Source organism: Lysobacter changpingensis (assembly GCF_017308985.1).
GTDB classification, from domain to species: domain Bacteria; phylum Pseudomonadota; class Gammaproteobacteria; order Xanthomonadales; family Xanthomonadaceae; genus Lysobacter_J; species Lysobacter_J changpingensis.
In genome coordinates, this window is sequence record NZ_JADWPE010000004.1 from 1 (window position 1) to 25,338 (window position 25,338).

Sequence of the window (25,338 nt, forward strand, 5' to 3'; positions counted from 1 at the left end):
GTGAGCCGTGAGCCGGGCGTTTGTAGCCCGGGTAAGGCCGAAGGCCGCACCCGGGGCACGGCTCCGGGGCCGGGACGATGGGAGAACCCAGCGTTTGTAGCCCGGGTAAGGCCGAAGGCCGCACCCGGGGCAACGGCTCCGGCGAGGTAAACCCCGGGTGCGCTCCGCTTACCCGGGCTACAGGAGCCGGGTCCGACCGGGCGCCCGGCCCTTGCGAATCACGAATCACGAATCACGAATCACGAATCACGAATCACAAATCACGAATCACGCCCCCGCTTCTAGACGTCCATCCCACTTCCAAAGACTTGTCAACCAGGAGCTAAAGGTTTCCCACGCCGCGCCGCTACCTAGTTCAGCAGCGGCAAGGGCCGGCACCACCGACCAACCACTGCGGTAATTGCCGGCCGGCGAGCGCTTCGCCGGTGCCCTAACGGAAACCCACGGAGAACCACCATGGCACAAGTCATCAACAGCAACGTGATGTCGCTCAACGCCCAGCGCAACCTGGGCACCAGCAGCGCCAGCCTCGGCACCACCATCCAGCGCCTGTCGTCGGGCCTGCGCATCAACAGCGCGAAGGACGACGCCGCCGGCCTGGCGATCTCGGAACGCTTCAGCACGCAGATCCGCGGCCTCGACGTCGCCGTGCGCAACGCCAACGACGGCATCTCGCTGGCCCAGTCGGCCGAAGGCGCGATGGTCGAGATCGGCAACAACCTGCAGCGTATCCGCGAACTGGCCGTGCAGTCGTCCAACGCGACCAACTCGCAGTCCGACCGCGACGCGCTGAACGCGGAAGTCTCGCAGCTGGTCTCGGAAATCGACCGCGTCGCCAACCAGACCAACTTCAACGGCACCAAGCTGCTCGACGGCTCCTTCGCCGGCGCGCTGTTCCAGGTCGGCGCCAACTCGGGCCAGACCATCGCCGTGAACAACATCGTCGACGCCAACGCCAACGCGCTGGGCGGTGCGGTGTTCGACGAGAACGACTTCACCATCGCCGCGCCGGGCACCAACGCCGACGTCAAGATCACCGGCATGAAGATCACCGGCACCGACGGCGTGGAAGTCACGCTGGACGACATCGAAGTGAAGATGGGCGCCGATGCCGCCGCCACGCAGGAAGCCACCGCCAAGGCCGTGGCCGCCGCGATCAACGCCAAGATGGACCAGACCGGCGTCTACGCCGAAGTCGACAGCGGCACCGCCGGCCAGATCAACATGACGTCGATCAAGCACAGCGTCGGCTCCGACGGCACGTTCAACGCGATCGACGTGGACATGGGCACCTGGACGGGCGCGACCGCCCCGACGGCCCCGACCGCCACCGCCACCGCTCCGGCCGCCAAGTACGCCAACGACCTGGACATCTCCTCGTTCACCGGCGCGCAGCAGGCAATGGAAATCGTCGACAAGGCGCTGACCAGCGTGAACTCGGCCCGCGCCGACATGGGTGCGATCCAGAACCGCTTCACCTCGACCATCGCCAACCTGCAGGCGACGAGCGAGAACCTGACCGCCTCGCGCAGCCGCATCCGCGATGCCGACTACGCGAAGGAAACCGCCGAGCTGACCCGTACTCAGATCCTGAGCCAGGCCGGCACCGCGATGCTCGCGCAGGCCAACGCTGTTCCGCAGAACGTCCTCAGCCTGCTGGGCTGATCCACCGCCAGACGGGGCGCGATGCGCGCCCCGATGGCACCCCGGCGGGATGCGCGCGAACGCATCCCGCCGGTTCTTTCCGACAGGAGTCGCCATGACCGCTCATCGTTCGTTCCGTCCCACGCCGCGCAACGCGGTCCACGGTCGACACGGAGGCTGAGCGGTCATGGCCATTTCGACGCTCGGTTCCGGCATCGACATCCCCTCGCTCGTCGCGCAGCTGGTCGCGGCCGAGCGTTCGCCGGTGGAGAACCGCATCGCGCGCGGCGAGAACGCGGCGAAGACCGAACTCTCGGCGATCGGTTCGCTCAAGAGCGCGTTCTCCAATCTCAAGACCGCGCTCGACAAGCTGCGCAAGGACGACGGCACCAACGCGCGCGTCACCAACGTGCCCGAAGACGCCGGCTTCACCGCCAGCGCCGGCACGACGGCGGCGGTGGGCGAGTACGACATCCAGGTGCGCGAGCTGGCCACCGCGCACAAGCTCACCTCCGCGGGCAAGCCGGCCGACACGAAGATCGGCACCGGCACGCTGGTCATCGAGGCAGGCGACGAGACCATCGAGGTCACCATCGAGGAAGGCCGCAACACGCTGGCCGACATCCGCAGCGCGATCAACACCGCCGCCGCCGGCAAGGGCGTGAGCGCCAGCCTGGTCAACGCCGACGACGGCCAGCACCTGGTGCTGACCGCCACCGACACCGGCACCGAAGGCAAGCTGCGCATCACCACGACCGGCGGCGACGGCGGCCTGTCGATGCTCACCTTCGATCCGGGCGTCAGCACCGCGATGGCCGAGACCGTGCAGGCCAAGGACGCGAAGGTGATCGTCGACGGCCTGGCGCGCACCTCGTCCAGCAACTCGATCACCGACCTGCTGCCCGGGGTCACGCTCACCCTGACCGAAGCCAAGCCGGACGAGACGTTCACGCTGAAGGTGTCCACCGACAACGACGCGCTCAAGACCACGCTGTCGGGCTTCATCAGCGCGTACAACGCGGCGATCGGGCTGACCAAGTCGCTCACCGCCTACAACGCCGACACGCAGACCGGCTCGGCGCTCACCGGCGACAGCATGGTGCGCGGCCTGCAGGCGCAGCTGCGCAACATGGCCAGCGAACAGGTCGTCGCGTTGAAGGAGCTGGGCGTGAAGATCAACACCGACGGCACGCTCACGCTCGACAGTTCCGAGCTGACCAAGGCGCTGGCCGAGGACCCGGGCGCGCTGTCGCGCCTGTTCTCCGGCGACGACACCAGCTACGGCGCCAAGCTGGAGACCATGCTCGGCGACGTGCTGGAGAACGAAGGCCTGTTCGACTCGCGCACCGACAGCCTCAACGCGCGCCTGAAGACCTACAACAAGCAGTACGAAGACCTGGATCGCCGCATGGAATCGCTGCAGGCCCGCTACACCGCGCAGTTCACCGCGATGGAGCAGATGGTCACGCAGCTGCAGAGCTCCAGCGGCTTCCTTTCGCAGCAACTCGTTTCGATGTCGTAATCCCTGGAGCCCATCCACATGCTCGGCGCCCACCGCAACTACGCCAACCAGTACCGCAGCACCGGCGTCAGCGCCGCCGTGCTGGAAGCCGATCCGCACCGCCTGGTCGCGCTCATGCTCGCCGGCGCGCGCGATCGCATCCGCCTGGCCGGCGCGTGCCTGGAACGCGGCGACATCCCGCGCAAGGCCAAGGCCATCAGCGACGCCAGCGGCCTGATCACCGGCCTCAACGGCGCGCTCAACCTGGAAGCCGGCGGCGAGATCGCGCAGGGCCTGCAGTCGCTGTACGACTACGCGCAGCAGCGCCTGCTGCTGGCCAACAGCGACAACGACGCCGAGGCCCTGAACGAAGTGGATTCGCTGCTGGGCGAGATCGAATCGGCTTGGCTGGCGATCGCGCCGAAGTCGCCGTGATGTCCGGTTCCGTGTCGCCCACCGTGCCCGCGCTGCCCGAAGCCGACATCCGCGCGGCCATGCACGCGCAGCAGTGGGAGCGCGCGTTCGAACTGCTGGCCGACCACGACCGCGCCCTGCGCGAGGCGCTGGGATCGGCCGATCTGTCGCAACTGCCGTCGGCGCCGTGGCGCGAACTGCTGGACCAGCAGGCCGCGCTGCTCGGCGACCTGGTGGCGCTGCGCGACGAAACCGCGGAGATCCTCGCGCGCATGGGTCGCGAGCGTCGCGGCGCCCTCGCCTACCGGACCTTCGCCGGATGACCTCTTCGGCCGCCGACGCGCAATTGTTCGGCGACGTGCTGGCCTACCAGGACCGGCGCCCGGCGGCCTTCGTGCCCGGCCCGGCCGATCCCGCCGCCGCGCATCTGGCCGCGGCGCGCGCGGAAATGCTGCTGACCTCGCTCGCGCTGAGCGAAAACGCGCGCAGCGAGGACGGCGACGAACACGTCGAACCGTCGTCGTCGCTGCAACGCGTGGAAGCCAAGCTCGACCTGGTGCTCGGCCTGCTCGGCGCGATGCTGCGCGAGCGTGGCGACCTCCCGCCGCCCACGGTGCTGCGCTGGTCCACGCGCGGCGCGTGCATCGACGTGCTCGGCGATGCGCTGGCGATCCACCCCGGCGCGCGCGGCGTGCTGCGCGTGCAGCCGGCCGAATGGCTCCCCGACTGCATCGAACTGCCCGCGCACGCGATCGCCGTCGAAGGCGCCCGTGCGTGGCTCGCCTTCGACCCCTTGCCGCCGACGCTGGCCGACGCGCTGGAGCGTCACCTGTTCCGCCTGCATCGCAAGCAGGTGGCGGAAAGCAGGCGCCTGAAGGACTTGTAGCGCTTGCAGCTTTTGCCGAAAGCTCCGGCCCTGCGTGCAGGGAGGAATGGAGCCGTGCACCCATACCGTCGCGTCCGGTCCCCGGCGCTCCGACGACACATTTGCAGCCCCCGTCACATTCCGGACGTGAACGAATGGTCCCTCCACGTCACCTCGGATAAGGTGCCCGACGAAGGGTTGGCGTTTCTGGGGAACGGAGTTGGGCTCGGGGCTGTTGCGCGTACTGATCTGCGATGACCATACGCTGGTCCGTGCGGGGCTGCGGCGCCTGCTGGAGTCGTTCGCCGATATCGAGGTCGTGGCCGAGGCCGCCAACGCGGACCAGGCCGTCATCGGGTCGCGCCAGCACCAGCCGGACATCGTCCTGCTCGATCTCTCCATGCCCGGCCGCAGCGGCTTCGAAGCGCTGGTCGAACTGCGCCGCGAGCAACCCGCCTGCCGCGTCGTGGTGATGTCGATGCACGACGATCCGACCCACGTGCGCGAAGCGCTGGCGCGCGGCGCCAGCGGTTTCGTCGTCAAGGAAGCCGCGCCGGCGGAGCTGGAAATCGCGATCCGCGCCGCCGCCGCCGGCCGCACCTACCTCAGCCCGCAGGTCTCCGCACCGCAGTTGTTCGCGCGCCCGCGCACCGAGGAGGGCGTCGACGCCCTGCCCCCGCGCCAGCGCGAAATCCTCGCCGCGCTTGGCGCCGGCCGCACCAGCAAGCAGATCGCCGCCGACCTGGGGATCAGCGTCAAGACGGTGGAAACCCACCGCGCCCGCATCATGGCCACGCTGGGCTGCCGCAACGCGATCGAACTGCTGCGCATGGCGATGCGGCTGCACGATCGGCCGGCGGGATAACGAAAGGCGCTGCCCTTGTAGCGAGCCTTTGCAGCCCGGGTGAGCGAAGCGCACCCGGGAACGCGGTCACCTCCCCTTCCCGGGTGCGCTTCGCTTACCCGGGCTACAAGAGCAGCATCGTCCTCCCTGGAAGATCGTGGTCCCTGCAAAAGCTGGAATGACGGCTGGGTGGCTCACCGGCGAGCGAGCGCCACACGTCACGCCCAGCCGCCCCTGTGGCCCACCCCTTGCAACACCCCCAACGCCACAAACCCGACATCGCGCCAACGCCAAAGCGTCGTCACATCCCCCGACAGTGACCCGTATCCACGTGCCCATCCGCGTCACTGCCTGACGCGCGCGAACAACCCCAGTCGGAAACACGTCGCAATGTAGGGGACGCCCCGACAAACCGACAGGAATTCCCCGGCTCATGTCCGGGGATGCCCCGATTCGTTTGCCGTCACCTTCACACCACGATTACCTCCGTGGCCGCCGGCTCCGGCGGATGGGGACACGACAGTGAAAGCTACCTTGAGTCCGAAGCTCGGACTCGGCGTCAACCTGACGCCGCAACTGCTGCAATCGATCCGGCTCCTGCAGCTCACCGCGCCGCAGCTCGAACTCGAGCTCCGCCAGGCGCTGGAGCGCAATCCGCTGCTGGAGCAGGACGACGTCGAGGACGACGGCACCGAACCCACGGCCGACGCGCAGCAGGAAACCGCCGCGTGGGACGAGCTTCCCGAGCCGTCGTTCCTGTCCGGCGGCAACGGCGGCGGCGAGTTCGACGACGACGCCGCGTCGCGGATCGCCGACGGGGAATCGAGCGATCCGCGCGTGCGCCTGCTGCAGTCGCTGTCGCTGCAGTGGAAGCCGCGCGACGTCGAACTGGCCGCGTGGTGGCTGGACCAGTGCGACGACCGCGGCTACCTGGAAGCCCCGCTCGACGAACTGCACGCGCTCGGTGCGGGCACGTGCAATGCCGATGCCAGCGAACTGGAAATCGTCCGCCAGCGCCTGCTCCACGGCGAATGGCCGGGCGTGGCCGCCTGCGATGCCGCCGAATGCCTGCGCGCGCAGCTCTCGCTTGCGCCCGGATCGGCCACGCGCACGCTCGCCGCGCGCATCCTGGCCGATCACATCGACCTGCTCGCGATGCACGACGAAGCCGCGCTCGCCAAGGCGCTGAAGGCCGACCCCGGCGACGTTCGCGACGCCATCGCCCTGATCCTCACCCTGCGCGCGCATCCCATCGAAGACAGCGCGGTGAACGAACGCGACGTCGTGGTGCCCGACGTCGTCGCCTGGCGCGCCGACGGCCGCTGGCACGTCGCGCTCAACTCGCGCACCGCCCCGCGCCTGCGCATCGCGCCGCATTGCGAACGCGCCCTGGCCGATGCGCCGGGCGACGTGTCCGCGCTGCGCGGCCTGCTCGATGAAGCGCGCTGGCTGGTTCGCGGCGTGGCGATGCGCAACGACACGTTGCTGCGCACCACGCAGGTGCTGGTCGAACGCCAGCGCGCGTTCCTGGAGCGCGGCGAGGAAGCCATCGCCCCGCTGACGCTGCGCGAGGTCGCCGACGCCATCGGCATGCACGAATCCACCGTCTCGCGCATCACCAGCGGCAAGTACCTGCAGACGCCGCGCGGCACGATCGAACTCAAGCGCCTGTTCGCCGTGCGCCTGGACGGCGCGGAAGTCTCCGGCAGCGCGGTCAAGGCGATGGTCAAGCGCCTGATCGACGCCGAACCCTCGCACGCGCCGCTCGCCGACGACACCATCGCCGGCCTGCTCGCCCGCCAGGGCGTGCGCGTGGCGCGCCGCACCGTCGCGAAGTACCGTGACCAGCTGGCCATCGCGCCGGCGCGCCAGCGCCGCCGCCCGGCCCTCGCCAAGGCTGGATGATCCGAACATGCGCGAACTCAAGATCCTCATCGTCGACGACCACCCCGGCTTCATCAGCGCGGCGATCCGCCACCTGCGCAAGCAGCCGTGGGCGAACGTCGTGGGCACCGCCGGCAACGGCATCGAAGCCATCACCCAGTGCGAGACGCTGCGTCCGGACGTGGTGCTGATGGACATGGCGATGCCGGAAATGGGCGGCCTGCAGGCCGCGCGCCTGATCAAGGCGCAGGACGAACCGCTGCCCTACATCGTCATCGCCAGCCATTTCGACGACACCGAGCACCGCGAGCACGCCCTGCGCGCCGGCGCCGATGCCTTCGTCAGCAAGCTTGCCTACATCCAGGACGTGCTCCCGCTGCTGGAGCGCCTGGCTTCGGAAGACACCCCATGAGCGAGTCCCGCATCCTCCTGATCGACACCGACATGGCGCGCGCCGAACGCGTCGCCACGCTGCTGGAGTTCATGGATTTCACCCCGCGCATCGCCAGCGACGCCGGCGAGATCAACCTCGACCGCGCGCGCGCCACCGACTGGGTCGCCGTCATCGCCGGCGACACCAGCGGCGACGCGCAGGCGTGGGAGCGCTTCGCCGCGTGGCTGGGTTCGCATCCGCTGCATCCGCCGGTGCTGGAACTGCCGGGCCATGCCGATAACGCCGCGTGGCGCGTGCAGCTGCATCCGGACCAGGTCTGGGCGCTGGATTACCCGATCCGTCGCACGCAGTTGCAGGACGTGCTGCGTCGCGCGAGCCTCAAGCGGCTGGACGACGACGCGCGCCGCGAGATCCCGCAGGTCGGCCCGACCGGCCGCAGCGCCGCCGTGCTGCGCCTGAACCGCATGATCGACCAGGTCGCCAACTTCGATACGACCGTGCTGATCCTTGGCGAATCCGGCACCGGCAAGGAAGTCGCCGCGCGCGCGATCCATGCGCGTTCGAAGCGTCGCGAGAAGCCGTTCGTCGCGATCAACTGCGGCGCGATCCCGCCGGACCTGCTGGAAAGCGAACTGTTCGGCCACGAGAAGGGCGCCTTCACCGGCGCGCTGACGCAGCGCAAGGGCCGTTTCGAGATGGCCGAAGGCGGCACGCTGCTGCTGGACGAAATCGGCGACATGCCGATGGCGATGCAGGTCAAGCTGCTGCGCGTGCTGCAGGAGCGCTGCTTCGAGCGCGTCGGCGGCGGCGCGACGATGAAGTGCGACGTGCGCGTGATCGCCGCGACGCACCGCAACCTGGAATCGCACATCGCCGAGGGCAAGTTCCGCGAGGACCTGTTCTATCGCCTCAACGTGTTCCCCATCGAGATGCCGTCGCTGCGCGAGCGCGCGGCGGATCTTCCGGACCTGATCAACGCGATCTCGCGCCAGCTGTCCGACAGCGGCCGTGGCCGCGTGACGCTGGCCGGCGATGCGGTCGCGATGCTGCAGCAGTACGCCTGGCCGGGCAACGTGCGCGAGCTGAGCAACCTGCTGGAGCGCCTGTCGGTGCTGCACCCGAACGGCCTGGTGCGCGCCGACGACCTGCCGGCGCGTTACCGCTGCCAGCTGCCGGCGGAAACGCTGGCGTCGATCGACCGCATCGAACCGGAAGAACCCGCGCCGGTGATGGCGCTGCTGCGCGAAGCCGAAGCCGCGCCCGACCCGGCGACGCTCTCGCCGACCACCACGCTGCCGCCGCAGGGCATCGACCTGCGCGGGCACATCGCGAACATCGAACTGGACCTCATCCGCGCCGCGCTGGCCCAGACCGGCGGCGTCGTCGCCCATGCCGCCCCCCTGCTCGGCCTGCGCCGCACCACGCTGGTGGAGAAGCTGCGCAAGTACGGGATCGAGCGGGATTCGATGGAGCTGGCGTCGGAGTTCTGATTTCGCGCGGAGGGTGTTAGCGCTCGCGCGTTGTTCGGTAATCGGGAAACACCGGCGAACCTCCCCACCGTCATTCCAGCGAAAGCTGGAACCCATGCGTTTGCCACCGCTCTTGTAGCCCGGGTAAGCGAAGCGCACCCGGGGCGCGGTCGCGTCTCCAACCCGGGTGCGCTTCGCTTACCCGGGCTACAAAAGAACATCGCCGCCCGAGAACGCCGTGATCCCAACAGGACGTCATCCCGGCGAAGGCCCAGGCCCGTAATGCGCGGGCACTTTCTCACCGGCAAACCACCCCACCGTCATTCCAGCGAAAGCTGGAACCCATTGCGTTTGCCAACGCTCTTGTAGCCCGGGTAAGCGAAGCGCACCCCGGGCGCGGTCGCGTCTCCAACCCGGGTGCGCTTCGCTTACCCGGGCTACAAAGACACATCGCCGCCGGAGAACACCGTGATTCCAAGGAGGATCGTCACCCCATCCTCCGCCGGGTTGACGGTGTGGTGCGGGACGCCACAGACGGAGTACCCGAAGCGCCTACGCGCCGGAATTGCGGCGCCTCCCCTCCCCCGCGCCAGAAACCCGTTCATGAATCCGTGGCACGCCGCTTGCCTGTACCCGGCAGGACCTCCGTGCCGGTACGTCACGCCTCATGACCGACGCCATTTCTTCCATCCTGTCGCAGATCCGCGCGCATGAAATGCGCATGCGCGGGCCCGATGCCGCGCCGGGCAACGCGATCTCGCCGTCCGCGCTCGCGCCGGGCGCCGCCAGCGGCGCGTCGGGGACGCAGGGTGCGCCGGGATTCCAGCAGACCCTCAGCAACGCCATCGACAGCGTCAGCCGCGCGCAGAACACCAGCGGCGCGCTGCAGCAGGCGTTCGAACTCGGCGACCCGCGCGCCGACCTCGCCCGCGTCATGGTCGCCATGCAGCAGTCCTCCGTCGCCTTCCGCGCGACGGTCGAAGTGCGCAACCGGCTGGTGCAGGCGTATCAGGACGTGATGAACATGCCGGTCTGATGACCGTGATTGGTGATTCGTGAATGGTGATTCGAAAGAGCCACCGCACGACAACCTGATCGCCAGCCCACCACCTCGCGCCCGCAACACCAATCACGAATCACAAATCACGAACCACGCCCATGGCCGTCATCACCCTCCCCAACCAGACCAAACTGCGCGAACTGCGCGGGCTGCAGGACATCCCGGTGGTGCGGCAGCTGGGGCTGTTCGCGCTCGTGGCGGCGGTCATCGCGCTGGGGCTGTGGATGTTCTTCTGGACGCAGAAGCCCGACTACGTGCCGGTGTTCGCCGGGCTCGATCCGAAGTCCACCAGCGAAGCGTCGGAGCTGCTGGGCACCGCGCAGATCCCGTTCCGCATCGATCCGGGTTCCGGCGCGCTCGCCGTCCCGCAGGACCAGCTCGGCAACGCCAAGCTCGCGCTCGCCGCGGCCGGGCTTCCGGCGAAGACCGATTCGGGCTTCGACGCCATCAAGGGCGACCAGGGTTTCGGCACCAGCCAGTTCATCGAGAACGCCCGCTACCAGCATGCGCTGGAAGCCGAACTCGCCCGCACCATCGCCAACCTGCGCCCGGTGCGCGAGGCGCGCGTGCACCTGGCGATGCCCAAGCCGTCCGCGTTCACGCGGCAGAAGGAGCCGGCCAGCGCGTCGGTGGTCCTGCAGCTGCACAGCGGCGCGGCGCTGGAACAGGGCCAGGTCGACGCCATCGTGCACCTGGTCGCCTCGAGCATCCCCGGCCTGCCGCCGGAACGCGTCACCGTCGTCGACCAGTACGGCCGCATGCTGTCGAACGTCGATCCGGATTCCGACGCCGCCATCAGCGCCAAGCAGTTCGACCAGCAGCATCGCCTCGAAGCGACCTACGTCCAGCGCATCCACGAACTGCTCGAACCGATGACCGGCAACGGCCGCGTCAGCGCGCAGGTCAGCGTGGACATGGACTTCGCGCAGACCGAGGAGGCGCGCGAGGTCTACGGCCCGCAGCAGCCGATGATCCGCAGCGAACAGCTGTCCGAATCCAGCGCCGGCGGCGGCAACGCGCCGCAGGGCGTGCCGGGCAGCGCGAGCAACACGCCGCCCGCACCGCCGCCGGCGAATGCCGCCGCGAATGCGAACGCGCCCGCGAACGCCACCGCCGCCGCGCAGCAACAGCAGCAGGCCGCGCCGAGCGGCCCGTCCTCGCGCAGTTCGGTGCGCAATTACGAGATCGACCGCACGCTCACCCACACCCGCCAGGGCCCGGGCCGCGTGCGCCGCGTGACCGCCGCGGTACTGGTGGACAACGTGCCCGGCGCGGCCGGCAAGAACGGCAAGCCGTCGCTGCGCGCGCTCACCGATCCGGAACTCAAGCGCATCGAGGCGCTGGTGCAGCAGGCGATCGGCTTCGACGCGCAGCGCGGCGATGCGGTGTCGGTGGTCAACGCGCCGTTCGCGCGCGACGTCGCCGCGCAGGGCGAGGAAGACAACGTGCCGCTGTGGGAGCACCCGCGCGCGATGGAGTTCCTGCGCATCGTCGTCGGGGGGCTGGCGGTGCTCGCGCTGATCCTGTTCGTGCTGCGCCCGATGCTGCGCCAGCTGATGGGCGTCAAGCCCGAGCCGAAGAAGAACAAGAAGCAGATCGCCGAAGCCACCATCGTGCCGGTGGAGGACGAGGAGATTCCGGTCGCGCTCTCCGCGCCGCCGCAGGAAGCCGCGCCGGCCGCGCTGCCGCCGGGCACGATGAGTTTCGACGACAAACTGGAAGTGGCGCGCGCGGCGGTCAGCAACGACTCCAAGCGCGTGGCGCAGGTGGTACGCGAGTGGGTGGAATCCGATGGCTGATCCGACCGGACTGACGGGCGTGCAGCGCGCCGCGGTGGTGCTGCTCTCGCTCGGCGAGCAGCAGGCCGCCGAGGTGCTCAAGCACATGAGCGCCAAGGAAGTGCAGAAACTGGGCCTGGCGATGACGTCCGTCAGCGGCGTCTCGCGCGATGCCGTGGGCCGGGTGATCGACCAGTTCGTCGACACCCTCGCCCAGCCCAGCGGCCTGGGCGCCGGCGCCGACGAATACGTGCGCGCCGTGCTGGTGCAGGCGCTCGGCGAGGAGCGCGCGAGCAGCCTGATCGACCGCATCCTGCTGGGCCGCAACACCTCCGGCCTGGACACGCTCAAGTGGATGGAGCCGCGCGCGATCGCCGACCTGGTGCGCAACGAGCACCCGCAGATCATCGCGATAGTGATGGCGCACCTGGACAGCGACCAGGCCGCGGAAGTGCTCAAGTGCCTGCAGGACCGCGTGCGCGCCGACGTGCTGCTGCGCATCGCCACGCTCGACGGCATCCCGCCGAACGCGCTGAACGAACTCAACGACGTGATGGCGCGCCAGTTCGCCGGCGCGCAGAACCTGAAGTCGTCCTCGGTCGGCGGCGTGAAGGTCGCGGCGAACATCCTCAACTTCATGGATTCGGGCCAGGACGAGCAGATCCTGGGCACCATCGGCGAGATCGACGGCGAGCTCGGCGTGCGCATCCGCGACCTGATGTTCGTGTTCGACAACCTGGCCGAGATCGACGACCGCGCGATGCAGGCGATCCTGCGCGAGGTGCCCAACGACAAGCTCTCCGTCGCGCTGCGCGGCGCCGAGGCGCGGGTGCGCGAGAAGATCACCTCCAACATGTCGCAGCGTGCGGCGGAAATCCTGCTGGAGGACATGGAGGCGCGCGGCCCGGTGCGGCTGGCGGAAGTCGAGGCGGCGCAGAAGGACATCCTCGCGATGGTCCGCAAGATGGCCGACGCGGGCACGATCCAGCTGGCGGCGAAGGCCGAGGCGTTCGTATGAGCCTCACCTCGGCCTGGAACACCGAGATGGCCGGCGCCGTGCGCTGGACCGCGCCGGGCCTGGAACCGCCACCGCCGGAACCGATCGTCGAACCGCCGCCCCCGCCGCCGAGCGTGGAGGAACTGCAGGCGATCGAGCAGGCCGCGCACGACCAGGGCTATGCCGACGGCCTCGCGCGCGGGCATGCGGAAGGGTTCGCGACGGGCCAGGCGGAAGTGCGCCGGCTGATCGCGCAGATCGAGGGCATCCTGGACGGCTTCACGCGTCCGCTGTCGCGGCTCGACGACGAGGTGTCGGAAGCGCTCGCCGAACTCGCGGTGCGCGTGGCGGGATCGCTGCTGGGGCCTGCCTACACGGCCGATCCGTCGCTGCTGGCCGACCTGGTGCGCGAAGCGCTGGACGCCGTCGGCACCGACCAGCGCGCGGTCGAACTGCGCCTGCATCCGGACGACATGGGCGTGCTCTACCCGCACCTGGCCGGCCTGGACGGCGTGCGTTTCACCAACGACAGCACGCTGGCTCGCGGCGAACTGCGCGTGCACAGCGAAAGCGTGCGCATCGACGGCACGCTCGCGGCGCGGCTGCAGGCGGTGCTGGAGAGCACGATCGCGGCGCATGGGGCGGTGAAGTGAGCGCGCCTTTGAAGCCTCGCTCGTGTAGCCCGGGTCAGGCCGGAGGCCGCACCCGGGGCAACGGCTCCGGGGATGTACGCCCCGGGTGCGCTTCGCTTACCCGGGCTACGAACGCCTGGCCCGGCAAACGGTCCGGAATTTGCACGGCCCAGGCATGACCACCCCCGCCTCCCACTGGCAGGACGCGCGCAACCTCCGCCTCGCCGCGCGCCTCAACGAAGCCGCGCCGCAGCCCACGTCCATGGGGCTGGCGCGCGAAGGCGTGCTGCGTCGCGCCGTCGGCCTGACGCTGGAAGCCTCCGGCTGCAGCGCGCCGCTGGGCTCGCGCTGCCGCGTGGAAACGCAGGGCGGCGTGTGGGTCGATGCGGAAGTCGTCGGCTTCTCCGGCGACCGCACCTTCCTCATGCCCAGCGCACACCTGGAAGGGCTGCTTCCGAACGCGCGCGTCGTCCCGTCGCGGCAACGCGGTGAAGTCGCGGTGGGCGAAGGCCTGCTCGGCCGCGTGATCGACAGCGACGGCGTGCCGCTCGACGGACGCGGGCCGATCCGCGCGGAGAACTGGGTCGGCCTCGCCGGCAAATCCGTCAATCCGCTGATGCGCGAACCGATCACGCGTTCGCTCGACGTCGGCGTGCGCGCGATCAACGCGCTGCTGCCCATCGGCCGCGGCCAGCGCGTGGGCCTGTTCGCGGGCTCCGGCGTCGGTAAATCCACGCTGCTGGGCATGATGACGCGCTTCACCGCCGCCGACGTGATCGTGGTGGGGCTGATCGGCGAACGAGGCCGCGAAGTGCGCGATTTCGTCGAAGCCACGCTCGGCGAGGAAGGCCTGCGCCGCGCCGTCGTCGTCGCCGCACCCGCCGATCGCCCACCGCTCGCGAGACTGCACGGCGCGTTGCGTGCGACCGCTATCGCCGAGTGGTACCGCGACCAGGGGCTGCACGTATTGCTGCTGATGGATTCGCTCACGCGTTACGCGCACGCGCAGCGCGAGATCGGCCTGTCCGTCGGCGAGCCGCCGACCACGCGCGGCTATCCGCCGTCGGTCTTCGCGAAACTGCCGGCGCTGGTCGAACGCGCGGGCAACGGCGCCGACGGGCGCGGTTCGATCACCGCGTTCTACACCGTGCTCACCGAAGGCGACGACCAGCAGGAACCCATCGCCGACGCCGCGCGCGCGATCCTCGACGGCCACATCGTGCTGACGCGCCGCATCGCCGATGCCGGCCAGTACCCGGCGATCGACGTGGAAGTCTCGGTCAGCCGCGTGATGCAGGACATCACCGACGCGCCGTGGCGCGAGCGCATCCGCAAGCTCAAGCGCCTGATGGCCGCCTACAACGCGCAGCGCGACCTCATCGCGATCGGCGCCTACCAGCGCGGCAACGATCCGGTCGTCGACGAAGCGCTGGCGCGCTGGCCGGCGATCCTGAATTTCCTGGGCCAGGACGTGAGCGAGGCGGCGGATGTCGCCGCCAGTCGCGATGCGCTCGCCCGACTGCTTGACGATGTCCGTGAACCCGTTGTCGCCCGACCGATGGAGACTGCATGACCCGCTCCCAACGCCTAGATCCCCTGCTCAACCTGATGCAGCAGCGCCAGGACGCCGCCGCGCGCGAGGTCGCCGAGCGCGACCGCCAGCTCGCCGAGCAGGAACAGCGCCTGGACGCGCTGCGCCGCTACGCCGAGGAATACGCGATCACGCCGAGCGAGGCGACCATCGCGCCGGCGCTGCTCGCCAACCGCATCGCCTTCCGCGCCAAGCTCGAAACCGCCGTGGACCAGCAGACGCGCATCGTCGATTCCAGCCGCCAGAACCGCGACGTCGAGCGCGCGCGCCTGATGCTCGCCAGCCGCGACACGAAGGTACTCGGGCAGCTGGCCGACAGCTACCGCGCGCAGGAAACGCGCGTGGCCGAACAGCGCGTGCAGCGCGAACTGGACGACCTCGGCGGACGGCGCCGCACCAACGGCAACGACGGAGCGGAGTGATGCAGGCGTTCGACGCCCTCTTCGGCGGGCAGCGCGCGGGTTCGGCGCGCAACACGACTCCGGATGCGTCGCGCTCTTCGAACGCGCAGGACGGCGCAGCTTCGTCGGGCGGGTTCGACCGGATGCTGCAGGCGCAGGGGGCGCGCAACATCGCGTCGAATCCGGCGTCGCGCATGAACGAATCGCCGAATGCGTCCGCGCAGGCGAAGGCGAAGGACGCGTCGCCGCGCCATGCGGAATCGCCGCGTGCGTCGGAGGAATCGAAGTCGCCGGAAACGAAGTCCGGCGAGGCGAAATCGAACGACGCGTCGCGCGAGACCGCGCGTGCCGAGTCCAGGGACGATGCACCGCGCGACGCGAGCGATGGCGCTTCCGAGTCCGACACCGCTGCGACCGCTTCGGAAGACACGACGGCTGCGAGCGACACGTCCGCGCCCGCTGCGACGACGGCGTCCGGCGATGCAACGGCGCCGGCGCTTCCCGAACAGATGCTGGCGCTGCTCAACGGCCTGGCGGGCGCCAGCACGGGTGCCGCCGCGACGCCGTTCGCCGTTGCCCCCGAAGCGCAGCCGCCCGGCCTGCTGCGTGACGTTGCCGTGGCGACGGCTTCCGATCCGCGCGGCGGCAATGCCACCGCTCCGGTCCTGCCGACGCTGCCCGGCGCGCAAGCCGCGACCGCTGCGGCGACCGATGGCGGCGCCACGGCTGCGTTCGCGATGGCGATGGGCGCCGCCGCTTCGGCGGACACGAAGACCTCGGGCGCTACCGACGCCACGCTGGATTCGATCGGAATGGGCGATACGGCTTCGACGTCCGCGTCGCTGCCCTCGGTATCGACGATGACGAACCATCCGCTTCCGCGCGGTGTCGCAGCGACGGTCCAGACGAACACGCCGATTCCGCTGGACAACGGTTTCGACGATGGCTTCTCCTCGCGCATCGCGTGGCTGGCCGACCAGAAGATCGGTCACGCCGAAATCCGCATCACGCCGGATCACCTCGGCGCGATCGACGTGCGCCTGCAGATCGACGGCAACCGCGTGAACGCCGAATTCAACAGCGCCCAGCCGGACGTGCGGCATGCGCTGGAATCGAGCCTGCCGCGCCTGCGCGACATGCTGGGGCAGCAGGGGCTGCAACTTGGCCAGGCCGACGTCGGCCAGCGCCAGGCGCAGCAGCAGGGGGCGAACGGGCAGGCGTCGTCAGCGTTTGCCGGCGGCGCCGATCGCGCCGATGCCGGGAACGATGCCGGCTGGTCGCGCGGCCCGGCGGTGAGGGCGTCGCGCGGGTTGCTGGACGAGTACGCCTAACGGGGCTGTCGGGAGTCTGACGCCCGGCTCCTGTCAAAAGGCCGACGCTGTTAAGCCCCTCTCCCCGCGGGAGAGGGGCTTGAACCAGGCGATCCATTTGCCCTTGTAGCCCGGGCAAGCGAAGCGCACCCGGGTCGAGGTTTCCGGCGCCGGCGTCCCGGGTGCGGCCTGCGGCCTTACCCGGGCTACAAACACTCTTGAGCCCCTCTCCCCTCGGGAGAGCGGCTAACCACCGGCACACGCCTTGCACGGACCCGGCATCCCCATCACGCCGAGCTCCACCGCAATGTCCAAGCCCGCTGCCCAAGCCGCTCCGCCCGCGCCCAGGAGCAACAACCTCGCGCTGTGGATCCTGATCGCCCTGCTGGCGATCGGTCTGGCCGGTGCCGGGGCGTGGTGGTTCATGCAGGGGCGCGGCGGCGAATCGGCCGGCGCCCAGAAGGAACCCGCCGCCGCCTCGCAGCCGGCGCGCTACTACGCGCTGGAACCGGCGTTCGTGGTGAACCTCGCCGACACCACGGCCGTGCGCTACCTCCAGGCCGACGTGCAGGTCATGACGCGCGATGAAGCCACCGGCGCCGCGCTCGAACTGCACACGCCGGCCATCCGCAACCGCCTCCTGCTCCTGTTCGGGCAGCAGACCGCCGCCCAGCTCGCGCAGCGCTCGGCCAAGGAACGCCTGCAGCAGCAGGCCCTGGCCGAAGTGCGCGGCGTGCTGAAGGCCGAACACGCGCCCGACAAGGTCGAAGCCGTGTTCTTCACCAGCCTGGTCACGCAGTAACCCCGCCGGAGCGCGACTTCGATGATGACCGACCTGCTTTCACAGGACGAGATCGACGCCCTCCTCCACGGCGTGGACAGCGGCGCGGTCGAGACCGAGCCGCCGCCGGCGCCCGGCGAGGCCCGCAATTACGATTTCGCCAGCCAGGACCGCATCGTCCGCGGCAAGCTGCCGACGCTGGAGATGATCAACGAGCGCTTCGCGCGCACCTGGCGCATCGGCCTGTTCAACCTGCTGCGCCGCTCGGCGGACCTGTCGGTGCGCGGCATCGACCTGATCCGCTTCGGCGAGTACATGCACTCGCTGCAGGTGCCGACCAACCTCAACCTGGTGAAGATGAAGCCACTGCGCGGCACCGCGCTGGTGATGTTCGAGCCGCGCCTGGTGTTCACCGTGGTGGACAACTTCTTCGGCGGCTCGGGCAAGTACCACACGCGCATCGAGGGCCGCGAGTTCACGCCCACCGAGATGCGCGTGATCCAGCTGCTGCTGCGACAGACCTTCTCCGACCTGGTCGATGCCTGGGCGCCGGTGATGCCGGTGGAGTTCGAATACCTCAATTCCGAGGTCAACCCGCACTTCGCCAACATCATCAGCCCGCGCGAATACATCGTGGTGTGCCGCTTCCACGTCGAACTGGAAGGCGGCGGCGGCGAGTTCCACATCTCCTTCCCGTACGCGATGCTCGAGCCGATCCGCGAGCAGCTCGACGCCGGCGTGCAGAGCGACCGCATCGAACGCGACGAAAGCTGGACGATCGCGCTGCGCTCGCAGCTGCACGACGCGGAGATCGAGCTGTCCAGCGTGCTGGCGCAGCGTTCGATCAGCCTGCGCGAGCTGTGCCGGCTCCGCGTGGGCGACGTGATCCCGATCGAACTGCCCGGCACGGCGATGCTGAAGGTGGAGCAGATGCCGCTGTTTTCCGGCGAATTCGGCACGCACAACGGCCGCAACGCCATCAAGGTCAACGCCGTGCACGCGGTCCGCAGCGCGCCGGTGTTCGATCCGCACAACCCGAACCAACTCGACACCATCAGCGCCACCGCGCTCACCCAGGCCTGACCGATGAACACTTCCGACAACGCCGCACGCGCCGCCTTCGACCCGCTGACCGCCGAGACCGGCGCGGCCAGCGACCTCAACCTGGACGTGATCCTCGACGTGCCGGTGACGCTGTCGCTGGAAGTCGGCCGCGCCCGCATCCCGATCCGCAACCTGCTGCAGCTCAACCAGGGTTCGGTGGTGGAACTCGAACGCGGCGCGGGCGAACCGCTGGACCTCTACGTGAACGGCACGCTGATCGCGCAGGGCGAAGTGGTGGTGGTGAACGACCGCTTCGGCGTGCGGCTGACCGACGTGGTGAGCCCGGCGGAGCGGATCAAGAGGCTGCGATGAGCGGTCCGGTTCCGCTTGGCGAGGCGACGGTCGCGGTCGGGAATGCGGCGTTCGTGGTGGCTTCGGCGCCGGTTGCTGCTCCTGCTGCTTCCGCTGCTTCTGTCGCCTCTGCTGATGCCACTTCCGCTGGCGTTATTCCTGCGAAGAGTGCAGGCACTGCCGTGAGCCTCGCCGCTGCGGCGGACAGCTCCCTCCCCTGCTCGCAGGGGAGGGTTGGGGAGGGGTGCGCGCCGCTTGCGGCGGGCTCTTCGGAGACGATTTCTTCGCAGCTTCCCCCGCAAGAGGCCTCAGCCGCTGGCGCGGCTTCGCTACCCCCTCCCAACCTCCCCCTGCAAGCAGGGTCGGACTTCGGTGCGGCGTCGACTCCGGCTGCGTCCACCGCAAAGCACACAGCCACCGTCGGCCACCCGTCCAAACCCCAAACCTTCGCCAAACAACCCGAAGGTCCCGGCATCGGCGGCGCGCTGTTCGCGCTGATCCTCGTCGTCTCGCTGATCCTCGCGCTCGGCTGGCTCGCCAGGCGCATGCCCGGTTTCACGCGCGCGACCGGCGGCGGCAACGCGCTGCGCATCGTCGGCTCGTTGACGCTCGGCCCGCGCGATCGCGTGGTGGTGGTCGATGTCGGCGGCACGCAGCTGCTGCTCGGCGTCGGCCAGAACGGCATGACGGCGCTGCACACGCTCACCGAACCGCTTCCCGTGGCACAGCCTTCGCAGGGAACGCCCAGCCTGCAGAACCTCGCGACGCCGTTCGCGCAGTTGCTGCAGAAACACCTTGGGAAGAAGCCGTGACGTTCGCGAATCAGGATTCCACGGCGGCGCATGATGCCGCCGCATCGTTTGGGGAAACCGTCGTCCCGGCGCAGGCCGGGACCCAGGCCATGACGGCCTGGATTCCGGCCTTCGCCGGAATGACGCTGTCCTTGTTTCAACGGACCAACGTGAAGCGCATCGCTTCGGCGTTCGCGATGTCGCTGGCGCTGTTCGTCGCCAGCCTTGCGGTCGTCCACCCCGCCAACGCCCAGGCCCTGCCCGACCCTGTCCCGGCGCAGGCACCCACCGCACAGCCCGCCGCCCCGCTCTCCGCCCCCGGCCTCCCGTCGCTCAACAAGCCGCTGCCATCGGTGACGGTCGGCAAGGTCGGCGGCGAACCGGTCAGCCTGCCGATGCAGGTGCTGTTGCTGATGACCGGCATCACGCTGCTGCCGGCGGCGTTGCTGGGCCTCACCGCGTTCACGCGCATCATCATCGTGCTGGGCCTGCTGCGGCAGGCGCTCGGCACCGGGCAGACGCCGAGCAACCAGGTGCTGCTGGCGCTGGCGCTGTTCCTCACCGCGATGGTGATGATGCCGGTGTTCGACCAGGCCTGGGCCGCCGGCATCGCGCCCTACCTCAACGACCAGATGGATTTCCGCAGCGCGTGGACCGCCGCGTCGGAGCCGTTCCGCGGCTTCATGCTCGCGCAGATCCGCGAGAACGACCTGATGACCTTCGCGGGTCTTTCCAACAGCGGCCCGTACGCGACGCCGCAGGACGTGCCGTTCAGCGTGCTGGCCGCGTCGTTCCTCACCAGCGAGTTGAAGACCGCGTTCGAGATCGCGTTCCTGATCTACATCCCGTTCGTGATCATCGACCTGGTGGTGGCCAGCGTGCTGATGTCGATGGGCATGATGATGCTCTCGCCGATGCTGGTGTCGGCGCCGTTCAAGATCCTGCTGTTCGTGCTGGTGGACGGCTGGGTGCTGGTGGTGGGCTCGCTCGCCGCGTCGTTCAACCCGGTCTGACGCCATGACGCCGGAAACCGCCCTCACCGAAATCGGCCGTGGCCTGGAAATGGCGCTGGTGCTCGGCGCGCCGCCGCTGATCGCGGTGCTCGTGGTGGGCGTGGTCGTCGGCATCGTGCAGGCGGCCACGCAGCTCAACGAACCGACGATCGGCTTCGTCGTGAAGGCCATCGCGCTGGTGGCGACGCTGGCGCTGACGGGGCATTTCCTGCTCGGGAAGCTCGTCGCGTTCACGACGGATCTGTTTCATCGCATTCCGCACATCGTCGGATGAACGCATCGCGCAGGACCGGCGTTTGTAGCCCGGGCAAGGCCAACGGCCGCACCCGGGGCAACGCCTCCGGAGACGCAAGCCCCGGGTGCGCTTCGCTTACCCGGGCTACCACGGCAACCGCAACATCGCGTCGCTGAGATGGAACCCACCTCCGCCACCGTCATCGACGGCCTCAACCTGTTCGGCATGCTCGCCACGGTGCTGTGGCATGCGATCCGTATCGGCGCGGCCATGCAGGCGATGCCGATGATCGGCGGGCGCGGCGTGCCGATGCGGGCGCGGTTGATGATCACGCTGGCGCTGTCGGGCGCGCTTTCCGCGCTGCTGCCGACGCCGCCCGCCGCGGGCGTGGATGCCGCCACCGTGCTCACCGTCGTGCGCGAATTCGCCGTGGGCCTGGCGATCGGCACGATCCTGCGGCTCGCGTTCGAAGCGGGCCAGTTCGCGGGCGAGCTGGTATCCCAAGGCATGGGCCTGTCGTTCGCGACGATGGCCGATCCGCTCTCCGGCGCGTCCTCGCCGGTGCTGTCGCAGTGGTTCTACCTCGTCTTCGGGCTGCTTTTCTTCGCCTTCGACGGTCATCTGGCGCTGGTGAAACTGCTGCTGGACAGCTATCACGCGCTGCCGCTGGGCACGCCCATCCCGGACGTGCAGCAGTTCCTGTCGGTGGTGCCGACGTTCTTCTCCGCCGCGTTGCAGGCAGGCCTGCTGCTGGCGTTGCCGGTGATCGTGGCGATGCTGGCGGTGAACCTCGCCTTCGGCGTGCTGGCGCGCGCGGCGCCGCAGCTCAATCCGGTGCAGCTGGGCCTGCCGGTCGCGCTGCTGGTGGGGCTGGTGCTGCTGATGCTGCTGGCACGCGAGATGCAGGGGCCGGTGGAGCGTCTGTTCGATCAGGCGTTCGAAGCGGCGCGCGCGGTGACGGCCTGACGGTTCCTTCGCTGTTGTAGCCCGGGTAAGCGAAGCGCACCCGGGCGCCGCCTCGACTCCGGTCCCGGGTGCGGCCTTCGGCCTTACCCGGGCTACAAAAGCCAGGGCCGCACGCAATGAGCGAAGACCAGGAAGACAAGACCGAGCAGCCATCAGAGAAACGATTGCGCGAGGCGCGCGAACGCGGCGACGTTCCGCGATCGCGCGAACTGGGCAACGTGGCGGTGCTCGGCTGCGCGGCGATGGCGCTGGTGGCGACCGGTTCGGGCATCGGCAGCGCGTCGCAGGACTGGCTGCGCAACGCACTGATCATCGATCCGGCCATTCTCGACCAGCCCGATCGCCTCCTCCCGCACGCCGCCTCGCTGCTGCTCGGCCTGCTCAAGCCGATGCTGCCGGTGCTGCTCGCCGCGCTGGGCGCCTGCTTCATCGCGCCGATGGTGATGGGCGGGCTGCGCTTCGCGAGCAAGTCGCTGGCGCCGGATTTCGCACGGCTGAGCCCGCTCAACGGCTTCAAGCGCATGTACGGCAAGGAGAGCGCCGCCGAACTCGTGCGCTCGCTGCTGCGCGTGCTGCTCATCGGCGGCCTCGCCGGGATGGTCGTGTACGGCGCGTTCTCGCATCTCACCGGCATGGCCGGCATGTCGCTGCAGGAAGCCGTGTCCGTCGGTCTTTCGCTGATCACCAGGGCGGTGCTGGCGATGGTCGGCGCGCTCGGCCTGCTCGCGTTGATCGACGTGCCGTGGCAGCACTGGTCGTACCGCAACCGGCTGAAGATGAGCAAGCAGGAGCTGCGCGACGAATACAAGGAAAGCGAGGGCAACCCGGAAGTGAAGGCGCGCGTGCGCCAGGTCGCCGCGCAGCTGTCGCGTCGCCAGCAGATGGAAGCGGTGCCCACCGCCGACGTGGTGGTCACCAACCCGACCCACTACGCCGTGGCGCTGAAGTACGAGGCCGGGAAGATGCGCGCGCCCAAGGTCGTGGCCAAGGGCGTGGACGAGATCGCCCTGGCGATCCGCGACGTCGCCGGCAAGCACCGCGTCTCGATCATCGAGGCGCCGCCGCTGGCACGCGCCTTGTATCGGCATGCGCAGATCGACCAGGAGATCCCGGTGAAGCTCTACGCCGCCGTCGCGCAGGTGTTGTCCTACGTCTACCAGCTCAAGCGCTGGCACCCGGCGCATGGGCCGATGCCGACGCTGGGCGATGTGTCGGTCGAGAAGGGCCTGGCGGACATCGATCCCGCGGGTGACGGAAAGCCGTCGGCATGAGCAGCCAGGCGTCCGACAGCCGCTTCTCCATCGCGAACGTAGGCCACGCCATCCGCAGCGGCCTGGCGACGCCGGTCGTCGTCCTCGCGATGCTGGCGATGGTCATCGTCCCGCTCTCGCCGCTGGTGCTGGACGCGCTGTTCACCGTGAACATCGCCATGTCGCTGGTGGTGCTGCTGGCGGTGGTGTACGTGCGGCGGCCGCTTGAGTTCTCGATCTTCCCCAGCGTCCTGCTGCTGGTCACGCTGCTGCGCCTGGCGCTGAACGTGGCCTCCACCCGCGTGGTGCTGCTGCACGGCCACCAGGGCCCTGCGGCGGCGGGCCACGTCATCGAATCCTTCGGCCAGTTCGTCATCGGCGGCAGCTTCGCGGTCGGCATCGTGGTCTTCGCGATCCTGACCATCGTCAACTTCGTCGTCGTCACCAAGGGCGCCGGGCGCATCTCGGAAGTGTCGGCGCGCTTCATCCTCGACGCCCTGCCCGGCAAGCAGATGGCGATCGACGCCGACCTCAACGCCGGCCTGCTGTCGCGCGAGGACGCCAAGCTGCGCCGCGAGGAAGTGCGCGCCGAAGCGGACTTCTACGGCTCGATGGACGGTGCCAGCAAGTTCGTGCGCGGCGATGCGATCGCGGGCCTGCTGATCCTGGCGATCAACATCATCGGCGGCGTGCTGATCGGCGTGCTCCAGCACGACATGGCGCTGAAGGACGCCGGCACCACCTACGTGCTGCTCGCCATCGGCGACGGCCTGGTCGCGCAGTTGCCGGCGCTGTTGATCTCCACCGCGGTCGCGATGCTGGTCACGCGCGCCACGCGCGAGCAGGAAATGGGCCAGGCGGTGAGCACGCAGGTGTTGCATCCGCGTGCGCTGGCGGTGTCGGCGGCGCTGCTCGGGCTGGTCGGTGTCGTGCCGGGCATGCCGAACCTGCCGTTCCTGACGCTGGCCGCGCTGCTCGGCTTCGCCGCGTGGCGCCTGCATCGCAAATCGCTCGCGCCGCCGCAGGACACGCCCGAAGGCGAGGCCGCCGCCACCGCCGCCGCGCAGCCGGAACTGAGCTGGGACGAACTGCGCCCGGTCGAACCGCTGGGCCTGGAAGTCGGCTACCGCCTGATCGCGCTGGTCGACAAGCACCAGGGCGGCGAACTGCTGGCGCGCCTGAAGGGCGTGCGTCGCAAGCTCACGCAGGACCTGGGGTTCCTGATTCCCGCCGTGCACGTGCGCGACAACCTGGAACTCGCGCCCGGCAGCTACCGCGTGCTGGTGCACGGCGTGCCGATCGCCAGCGGCGAGATCCATCCCGACCGCCACCTCGCGCTCGATCCGGGCCATGTGTTCGGCAAGGTCGACGGCATTCCCGGCAAGGACCCGGCGTTCGGGCTGGATGCGGTGTGGATCCTGCCGAGCCAGCGCGCGCAGGCCGAATCGCTGGGGTACACGGTCGTCGATGCGGCGACCGTGATCGCCACGCATCTGTCGCACCTGGTGCGCGAGCGTGCGGCGGAACTGCTCGGCCACGAGGAAGTGCAGCAGCTGCTGGCGACGCTGGGCCGCGCCTCGCCGCGCCTGATCGAAGACCTGACGCCGAAGCTGCTGCCGCTGTCGACCATCGTGCGCGTGCTGCAGTCGCTGCTGGCCGAACGCGTGCCGGTACGCCAGCTGCGGCAGATCGTCGAAGCGCTGCTGGAGCACGGCCCGCATACGCAGGACCCGGCGCTGCTGACGGCCGCGGTGCGCACCGCGCTGGGCCGCTTCATCGTCCAGGAACTGAACGGACTGGGCGCCGAACTGCCCGTCTATACCTTGGCGCCGGCTTTGGAACGGGTATTGCAGGACTCCGTCAGCGGCCAGGGCGCCGCGCTGGAACCCGGACTCGCCGAGCGTCTGCATCAGAACCTCAGCGAGTGCGTCACCCGCCAGGAAAGCCGCGGCGAACCCGCCGTGCTGCTGGTCCCCGGCGGGATCCGTTCGGCGATCGCCCGGCTCGTGCGGCACAGCGTCCCCGCGCTGACCGTCCTGGCCTACGGCGAGGTGCCGGAGGACAAGCGGTTGCGGTTGGTGGGGGCGGTGGGGTGATTTCGATCCGTGATTCGTGATTCGTGA

25 protein-coding genes are annotated in these 25,338 nt (G+C 69.5%); all 25 read left to right on the forward strand.

Annotated elements, in window-relative coordinates:
• The first annotated feature begins 456 nt into the window (after nt 1-456).
• Nucleotides 457-1,665, forward strand: a complete 1,209-nt coding sequence (locus I4U41_RS13375) for a flagellin (protein WP_206861673.1) — start codon at nt 457-459, stop codon at nt 1,663-1,665.
• 166 nt (nt 1,666-1,831) lie between these two features.
• Nucleotides 1,832-3,166 (forward strand): flagellar filament capping protein FliD, encoded by a 1,335-nt coding sequence (gene fliD / locus I4U41_RS13380; RefSeq protein WP_206861674.1) that lies wholly within the window; start codon nt 1,832-1,834, stop codon nt 3,164-3,166.
• Nucleotides 3,167-3,184: 18 nt separating this feature from the next.
• On the forward strand, nt 3,185-3,580 hold the full coding sequence (gene fliS, locus I4U41_RS13385; RefSeq protein ID WP_206861675.1) for a flagellar export chaperone FliS: 396 nt from the start codon (nt 3,185-3,187) through the stop codon (nt 3,578-3,580).
• Complete coding sequence (locus I4U41_RS13390; protein WP_206861676.1) at nt 3,580-3,882, forward strand: hypothetical protein; 303 nt, start codon at nt 3,580-3,582, stop codon at nt 3,880-3,882. The genes fliS and I4U41_RS13390 overlap by 1 nt, the downstream gene beginning before the upstream one ends.
• On the forward strand, nt 3,879-4,445 hold the full coding sequence (locus tag I4U41_RS13395) for a PilZ domain-containing protein (protein WP_206861677.1): 567 nt from the start codon (nt 3,879-3,881) through the stop codon (nt 4,443-4,445). Before I4U41_RS13390 ends, I4U41_RS13395 begins: the two co-directional genes overlap by 4 nt.
• Before the next feature lie 214 nt (nt 4,446-4,659).
• Entirely contained in the window at nt 4,660-5,289 is a 630-nt protein-coding gene (locus tag I4U41_RS13400; protein ID WP_206861678.1) for a response regulator transcription factor, read from the forward strand.
• A 501-nt stretch (nt 5,290-5,790) separates the two neighbouring features.
• The gene (gene rpoN, locus I4U41_RS13405; protein WP_206861679.1) at nt 5,791-7,173 is read left to right on the forward strand and encodes an RNA polymerase factor sigma-54; all 1,383 of its coding nucleotides are present in this window, start codon (nt 5,791-5,793) and stop codon (nt 7,171-7,173) included.
• Between the two features lie 7 nt (nt 7,174-7,180).
• A complete protein-coding gene (locus I4U41_RS13410) occupies nt 7,181-7,564 on the forward strand; it encodes a response regulator (protein WP_206861680.1) in 384 nt (127 codons plus the stop codon).
• Nucleotides 7,561-9,036, forward strand: coding sequence for a sigma-54 dependent transcriptional regulator (locus tag I4U41_RS13415; RefSeq protein ID WP_206861681.1), 1,476 nt, complete (start codon nt 7,561-7,563; stop codon nt 9,034-9,036). The genes I4U41_RS13410 and I4U41_RS13415 overlap by 4 nt, the downstream gene beginning before the upstream one ends.
• Before the next feature lie 646 nt (nt 9,037-9,682).
• On the forward strand, nt 9,683-10,051 hold the full coding sequence (gene fliE / locus I4U41_RS13420) for a flagellar hook-basal body complex protein FliE (protein WP_206861682.1): 369 nt from the start codon (nt 9,683-9,685) through the stop codon (nt 10,049-10,051).
• Nucleotides 10,052-10,173: 122 nt separating this feature from the next.
• Nucleotides 10,174-11,874, forward strand: coding sequence for a flagellar basal-body MS-ring/collar protein FliF (gene fliF, locus I4U41_RS13425; protein WP_206861683.1), 1,701 nt, complete (start codon nt 10,174-10,176; stop codon nt 11,872-11,874).
• Nucleotides 11,875-11,884: 10 nt separating this feature from the next.
• Nucleotides 11,885-12,871 carry a flagellar motor switch protein FliG gene (gene fliG, locus I4U41_RS13430; protein ID WP_206861744.1) on the forward strand — a complete coding sequence of 329 codons (987 nt, stop codon included), beginning with the start codon at nt 11,885-11,887 and terminating at the stop codon, nt 12,869-12,871.
• 26 nt (nt 12,872-12,897) lie between these two features.
• Nucleotides 12,898-13,503, forward strand: a complete 606-nt coding sequence (locus I4U41_RS13435) for a FliH/SctL family protein (protein ID WP_206861745.1) — start codon at nt 12,898-12,900, stop codon at nt 13,501-13,503.
• A gap of 154 nt (nt 13,504-13,657) precedes the next feature.
• The gene (fliI, locus tag I4U41_RS13440) at nt 13,658-15,055 is read left to right on the forward strand and encodes a flagellar protein export ATPase FliI (protein WP_206861684.1); all 1,398 of its coding nucleotides are present in this window, start codon (nt 13,658-13,660) and stop codon (nt 15,053-15,055) included.
• Complete coding sequence (locus tag I4U41_RS13445) at nt 15,052-15,495, forward strand: flagellar export protein FliJ (protein WP_206861685.1); 444 nt, start codon at nt 15,052-15,054, stop codon at nt 15,493-15,495. Before fliI ends, I4U41_RS13445 begins: the two co-directional genes overlap by 4 nt.
• Complete coding sequence (locus tag I4U41_RS13450) at nt 15,495-16,805, forward strand: flagellar hook-length control protein FliK (protein ID WP_206861686.1); 1,311 nt, start codon at nt 15,495-15,497, stop codon at nt 16,803-16,805. Before I4U41_RS13445 ends, I4U41_RS13450 begins: the two co-directional genes overlap by 1 nt.
• A gap of 286 nt (nt 16,806-17,091) precedes the next feature.
• Complete coding sequence (locus tag I4U41_RS13455) at nt 17,092-17,586, forward strand: flagellar basal body-associated FliL family protein (protein ID WP_206861687.1); 495 nt, start codon at nt 17,092-17,094, stop codon at nt 17,584-17,586.
• Nucleotides 17,587-17,610: 24 nt separating this feature from the next.
• Nucleotides 17,611-18,648, forward strand: a complete 1,038-nt coding sequence (gene fliM / locus I4U41_RS13460; RefSeq protein ID WP_206861746.1) for a flagellar motor switch protein FliM — start codon at nt 17,611-17,613, stop codon at nt 18,646-18,648.
• Nucleotides 18,649-18,651: 3 nt separating this feature from the next.
• Nucleotides 18,652-18,981 carry a flagellar motor switch protein FliN gene (gene fliN, locus I4U41_RS13465; protein ID WP_206861688.1) on the forward strand — a complete coding sequence of 110 codons (330 nt, stop codon included), beginning with the start codon at nt 18,652-18,654 and terminating at the stop codon, nt 18,979-18,981.
• On the forward strand, nt 18,978-19,772 hold the full coding sequence (gene fliO, locus I4U41_RS18695; RefSeq protein WP_206861689.1) for a flagellar biosynthetic protein FliO: 795 nt from the start codon (nt 18,978-18,980) through the stop codon (nt 19,770-19,772). The genes fliN and fliO overlap by 4 nt, the downstream gene beginning before the upstream one ends.
• A gap of 176 nt (nt 19,773-19,948) precedes the next feature.
• The gene (gene fliP / locus I4U41_RS13475) at nt 19,949-20,764 is read left to right on the forward strand and encodes a flagellar type III secretion system pore protein FliP (protein ID WP_206861747.1); all 816 of its coding nucleotides are present in this window, start codon (nt 19,949-19,951) and stop codon (nt 20,762-20,764) included.
• A 4-nt stretch (nt 20,765-20,768) separates the two neighbouring features.
• Entirely contained in the window at nt 20,769-21,038 is a 270-nt protein-coding gene (locus I4U41_RS13480) for a flagellar biosynthetic protein FliQ (protein WP_206861690.1), read from the forward strand.
• A 138-nt stretch (nt 21,039-21,176) separates the two neighbouring features.
• Entirely contained in the window at nt 21,177-21,965 is a 789-nt protein-coding gene (fliR, locus tag I4U41_RS13485; protein WP_206861691.1) for a flagellar biosynthetic protein FliR, read from the forward strand.
• A 116-nt stretch (nt 21,966-22,081) separates the two neighbouring features.
• Nucleotides 22,082-23,236 carry a flagellar biosynthesis protein FlhB gene (flhB, locus tag I4U41_RS13490; RefSeq protein WP_206861692.1) on the forward strand — a complete coding sequence of 385 codons (1,155 nt, stop codon included), beginning with the start codon at nt 22,082-22,084 and terminating at the stop codon, nt 23,234-23,236.
• A complete protein-coding gene (flhA, locus tag I4U41_RS13495) occupies nt 23,233-25,311 on the forward strand; it encodes a flagellar biosynthesis protein FlhA (RefSeq protein ID WP_206861693.1) in 2,079 nt (692 codons plus the stop codon). Before flhB ends, flhA begins: the two co-directional genes overlap by 4 nt.
• Nucleotides 25,312-25,338 lie beyond the last annotated feature (27 nt).

Excerpts from the sequence above, each read along its gene's own strand:
- I4U41_RS13375 (WP_206861673.1), top strand. The coding sequence starts at position 457 with ATGGCACAAGTCATCAACAGCAACGTGATGTCGCTCAACGCCCAGCGC.
- fliD (WP_206861674.1), top strand. The coding sequence starts at position 1,832 with ATGGCCATTTCGACGCTCGGTTCCGGCATCGACATCCCCTCGCTCGTC.
- fliS (WP_206861675.1), top strand. The coding sequence starts at position 3,185 with ATGCTCGGCGCCCACCGCAACTACGCCAACCAGTACCGCAGCACCGGC.
- I4U41_RS13390 (WP_206861676.1), top strand. The coding sequence starts at position 3,580 with ATGTCCGGTTCCGTGTCGCCCACCGTGCCCGCGCTGCCCGAAGCCGAC.
- I4U41_RS13395 (WP_206861677.1), top strand. The coding sequence starts at position 3,879 with ATGACCTCTTCGGCCGCCGACGCGCAATTGTTCGGCGACGTGCTGGCC.
- I4U41_RS13410 (WP_206861680.1), top strand. The coding sequence starts at position 7,181 with ATGCGCGAACTCAAGATCCTCATCGTCGACGACCACCCCGGCTTCATC.
- I4U41_RS13415 (WP_206861681.1), top strand. The coding sequence starts at position 7,561 with ATGAGCGAGTCCCGCATCCTCCTGATCGACACCGACATGGCGCGCGCC.
- fliE (WP_206861682.1), top strand. The coding sequence starts at position 9,683 with ATGACCGACGCCATTTCTTCCATCCTGTCGCAGATCCGCGCGCATGAA.
- fliF (WP_206861683.1), top strand. The coding sequence starts at position 10,174 with ATGGCCGTCATCACCCTCCCCAACCAGACCAAACTGCGCGAACTGCGC.
- I4U41_RS13435 (WP_206861745.1), top strand. The coding sequence starts at position 12,898 with ATGGCCGGCGCCGTGCGCTGGACCGCGCCGGGCCTGGAACCGCCACCG.
- fliI (WP_206861684.1), top strand. The coding sequence starts at position 13,658 with ATGACCACCCCCGCCTCCCACTGGCAGGACGCGCGCAACCTCCGCCTC.
- I4U41_RS13445 (WP_206861685.1), top strand. The coding sequence starts at position 15,052 with ATGACCCGCTCCCAACGCCTAGATCCCCTGCTCAACCTGATGCAGCAG.
- I4U41_RS13450 (WP_206861686.1), top strand. The coding sequence starts at position 15,495 with ATGCAGGCGTTCGACGCCCTCTTCGGCGGGCAGCGCGCGGGTTCGGCG.
- I4U41_RS13455 (WP_206861687.1), top strand. The coding sequence starts at position 17,092 with ATGTCCAAGCCCGCTGCCCAAGCCGCTCCGCCCGCGCCCAGGAGCAAC.
- fliM (WP_206861746.1), top strand. The coding sequence starts at position 17,611 with ATGACCGACCTGCTTTCACAGGACGAGATCGACGCCCTCCTCCACGGC.
- fliN (WP_206861688.1), top strand. The coding sequence starts at position 18,652 with ATGAACACTTCCGACAACGCCGCACGCGCCGCCTTCGACCCGCTGACC.
- fliO (WP_206861689.1), top strand. The coding sequence starts at position 18,978 with ATGAGCGGTCCGGTTCCGCTTGGCGAGGCGACGGTCGCGGTCGGGAAT.
- fliP (WP_206861747.1), top strand. The coding sequence starts at position 19,949 with ATGTCGCTGGCGCTGTTCGTCGCCAGCCTTGCGGTCGTCCACCCCGCC.
- I4U41_RS13480 (WP_206861690.1), top strand. The coding sequence starts at position 20,769 with ATGACGCCGGAAACCGCCCTCACCGAAATCGGCCGTGGCCTGGAAATG.
- fliR (WP_206861691.1), top strand. The coding sequence starts at position 21,177 with ATGGAACCCACCTCCGCCACCGTCATCGACGGCCTCAACCTGTTCGGC.
- flhB (WP_206861692.1), top strand. The coding sequence starts at position 22,082 with ATGAGCGAAGACCAGGAAGACAAGACCGAGCAGCCATCAGAGAAACGA.
- flhA (WP_206861693.1), top strand. The coding sequence starts at position 23,233 with ATGAGCAGCCAGGCGTCCGACAGCCGCTTCTCCATCGCGAACGTAGGC.